At 64.2% G+C, this 3,589-nt stretch carries 5 protein-coding genes; all 5 read left to right on the top strand.

Translation table 11 applies throughout. The annotated features are described in order from the left end of the window. Positions 1-162 precede the first annotated feature (162 nt). Positions 163-576 (top strand): 30S ribosomal protein S6, encoded by a 414-nt coding sequence (gene rpsF / locus VK519_RS15160; protein ID WP_324351114.1) that lies wholly within the window; start codon positions 163-165, stop codon positions 574-576. Between the two features lie 12 nt (positions 577-588). Further along, positions 589-819: a 30S ribosomal protein S18 gene (gene rpsR / locus VK519_RS15155; RefSeq protein WP_250623437.1), complete on the top strand. Its 231-nt coding sequence runs from the start codon at positions 589-591 to the stop codon at positions 817-819. Between the two features lie 95 nt (positions 820-914). Further along, complete coding sequence (gene rplI, locus VK519_RS15150; RefSeq protein ID WP_324351112.1) at positions 915-1,367, top strand: 50S ribosomal protein L9; 453 nt, start codon at positions 915-917, stop codon at positions 1,365-1,367. 175 nt (positions 1,368-1,542) lie between these two features. After that, positions 1,543-2,934, top strand: coding sequence for a replicative DNA helicase (locus tag VK519_RS15145; RefSeq protein ID WP_324351110.1), 1,392 nt, complete (start codon positions 1,543-1,545; stop codon positions 2,932-2,934). A gap of 43 nt (positions 2,935-2,977) precedes the next feature. Then, positions 2,978-3,589: alanine racemase (locus VK519_RS15140; protein WP_324351108.1), on the top strand; the 612-nt coding region annotated here is incomplete at its 3' end.

Here is a 3,589-nt window from a genome sequence, read left to right as displayed (position 1 = left end):
GCGAGAGATTCTCGGTCGACCAGGCCTAAGCTGCCGCTTGCCCGTCACGGGCTTTTGACGCTATTATTGTGGGCTGCCGTCCGTCTGGACGGTAAGACTTGCCTCACCGCACCCGCGGGAGGCTGCCATCCCCGCAAGGGGTGACATCCACAAGGAGACACCATGCGTCATTATGAAGTCGTGTTCATGGTCCACCCGGACCAGAGCGAACAGGTGCCGGCCATGATCGAGCGTTACAAGACGCTGATCGAAGGCGACAACGGCAAGATCCACCGCCTGGAAGATTGGGGCCGCCGCCAGCTGGCCTACCCGATCGCGAACCTGGCCAAGGCCCACTACGTCATGCTCAACATCGAAGTTGGGCAGAACGCGCTGAACGAGCTGGAATCCGGCTTCCGTTTCAACGACGCGGTGCTGCGCCACCTGGTGATCAAGCGTGACGAGGCCGACATCGAGCCTTCGTTCATCATCAAGAGCAAGGAAAAGGACGACGCCAAGGGTTCGCGTCGTCGTGACGACGATGGCGACAGCGACGACCGTCGCATCAGCCGTGATCCCGACGACAACGACGACTGATAGGAGCCCGACATGTCCAAGTTCTTCCGCCGCCGCAAGTTCTGCCGCTTCACCGCCGAGAACGTGAAGGAGATCGACTACAAGGATCTCAACACGCTCCGCCAGTACATCACCGAGAATGGCAAGATTGTCCCCAGCCGCATTACCGGTACCAAGGCGCGCTACCAGCGCCAGCTGGCCACGGCCGTCAAGCGCGCCCGCTTCCTGGCGCTGCTGCCGTACACCGACAACCACGACATCTGATGCCCACGGGCCCGCGTAACGGCGGGTCCGTCCATCGATTTCGGACAGCCATCACGGCTGCGCGGGCAACCCCGCGCTAACGAAAAGGAATCATCATGGATCTCATCCTGCTGCAGAAAGTAAAGAACCTGGGCGACCTTGGCGACAAGGTCAGCGTCAAGCCCGGTTACGGCCGCAACTTCCTCCTGCCCACCGGCAAGGCCACCCGCGCCACGGCCGTCAACATCGCCCAGTTCGAGGCGCGCCGCGCCGAGTACGAGGCGAAGGCCAAGGAGCACCTGTCCGGCGCCCAGGGCCGCCAGGCCCAGATCGAAGGCCAGGAAGTGACCATCACCGCGAACGCCAGCCCCGAGGGCAAGCTGTTCGGTTCGGTCTCCACCCGTGACATCGCCGAGGCCCTCACGGCCAAGGGCATCGCCGTGGACAAGAGCGAAGTGATCCAGTCCGCAGGTCCGATCCGCAATACCGGCGAATACGACGTGATCGTCTCGCTGCATGCCGACATCCATGCGACCGTCAAGGTCTTCGTGGTGGCCGAGAAAGCGTAAAGCTTTCCTGCCAGGCATGGCCGAACGGGCGCCCTCGGGCGCCCGTTCTGTTTTATCCACCGCAATACATAGCAATACACAGCTTATCCACAGCTTATAGTCTCGGCCCGTGAGACCGGGACGCGTATCATCGTCCCCATAACCAGCGGCGCTTCGCCCGCTTCGAGGTCAGCGCATGTCGTTCGTTCCTGAACGTAAGTCCCAGAACGCCGCCATCGAGGCCCTGCGCGTCTCGCCCCATTCGCTGGAAGCCGAGCAGGCCGTGCTGGGTGGCCTGATGCTGGCCCCCGACGCCATGGACAAGGTGGCCGACAAGCTCGGCGAAGACGACTTCTACCGCAAGGACCACCGCCTGATCTGGCGTGCCATCGCCGAGCTTGCCAACAAGGGTATGCCCTGCGATGCGGTGACCCTGGGCGACTGGTTCGATGCCAATGGCATGGTCGAACTCGTCGGCGGCGCCAGCTACCTGATCGAACTTGCCAACGCCACGCCAAGCGCGGCCAACATCGCCGCCTACGCCGACATCGTGCGCGAGAAATCCGTGCTGCGGCAGCTGATCGACGCCGGTACGGCGATCACCGAGGACGGCTACCGGCCGGAGGGCAAGAGCGTCCAGGAAGTGATGGAGCTGGCCGAGCAGCGCGTATTCAAGATTGCCGAGAGCGGCGCGCGCGGCAAGAAAGATATCGTCTCGATGCGCACGGCCGTCTCGGAGGCCTTTCGCTTGCTGTCCCAACGCTACGAGAACCGCGGCCAGCTTACCGGTGTCTCCACCGGCTTCACGGACCTGGACGAACTCACGTCCGGCCTGCAGCCGTCGGACCTGATCATCGTGGCCGCGCGCCCGTCGATGGGCAAGACGGCCTTCGCCCTGAACATCGCCGAGGCGGCCGCCATGCGCGGCAAGAAGTCGGTGGCGGTGTTCTCGATGGAAATGTCCGCGTCCCAGCTGGCGTTTCGCCTTATCTCCTCGCTGGGCCGCATCCACCAGAGCCACCTGCGCACCGGCGACCTGGCCGAGGAAGACTGGCCGCGCGTCACCTCCGCCATCACCATGCTGTCGGACGCGAAGATCTTCATCGACGACACCCCGGCGATGTCGCCGGTGGAAATGCGTTCGCGCGCCCGCCGCCTGCAGCGCGAACACGGCCTGGGTTTGATCGTGATCGACTACCTGCAGCTGATGCAGGTGCCCGGGAACAAGGAGAACCGTGCCACGGAAATTTCAGAAATTTCGCGTGGACTAAAGGCCCTGGCCAAAGAGCTCGATGTTCCGGTGATTGCCCTGTCGCAGTTGAACCGTTCGCTGGAACAACGTGCCGACAAGCGTCCGATGATGTCCGACCTTCGCGAGTCGGGCGCCATCGAGCAGGATGCCGACGTAATCATGTTCATCTACCGCGACGAGTACTACAACAAGGAATCCCCGGACAAGGGCCTGGCCGAGATCATCATCGGCAAACAGCGTAACGGGCCCACCGATACGGTGAAGCTGGCCTTCCTTGGCCACTACACCAAGTTCGAGAACTACGCCCCCGATTCATACATCGGTGGCTTTGATTGATCCGACGCGGCACCATCCACGGGCGTCGCACTGAAGGACCCCGATGAGCCGCACCACCGTTGCCACCATCCACCTGGGCGCCCTGCGCCATAACCTGGGCAGGCTGCGCGAACTCGCCGCGCCCGCGCAGGTGATGGCGGTGGTCAAGGCCGATGCCTACGGGCACGGCCTGGAGCGCGTCGCCCGTGCGCTGGACGGCGAGGCCGACGCCTTCGCCGTGGCCGCCATCGCTGACGGCCTGCGCTTGCGCGCAGCGGGGCATAGGCAACGCATCGTGGTGCTGTCGGGCCCCGACTCCGCCGCCGATGTTCCCGAGATGCAGCGGCTGAAGCTCGAGGCCGCCATTCACCACGAATCGCAGCTGGCCTTGCTGGCCGACGCGCAGCCGAACCGTGGCCGCCTGCGCGTGTGGCTGAAGATCGATACCGGCATGCATCGCCTGGGGTTCGCCCCGGAGCTGGCAGGCGATATCCATGCACGCCTGGTGGCCATGCCCGGCGTGCATCCGCAGGTAGGACTGATGACCCACTTCGCCGAGTCCGAGGTGTTCGACGGCGAGGTCACGGCGGCACAACTGGCGCGTTTCCGCGCTGCCACCGATGGCATCGACGCTCCCCGGTCGCTGTCCAATTCCGCCGGCGTGGTCGGTTGGCCG

The sequence above is a fragment of the Pinirhizobacter sp. genome (assembly GCF_035317885.1).
In the GTDB taxonomy this organism is placed as follows: Bacteria; Pseudomonadota; Gammaproteobacteria; order Xanthomonadales; family Rhodanobacteraceae; genus Pinirhizobacter.
The sequence above is the reverse complement of the archived record's forward strand: the minus strand, read 5'-3'. Positions and strand labels throughout refer to the sequence as shown.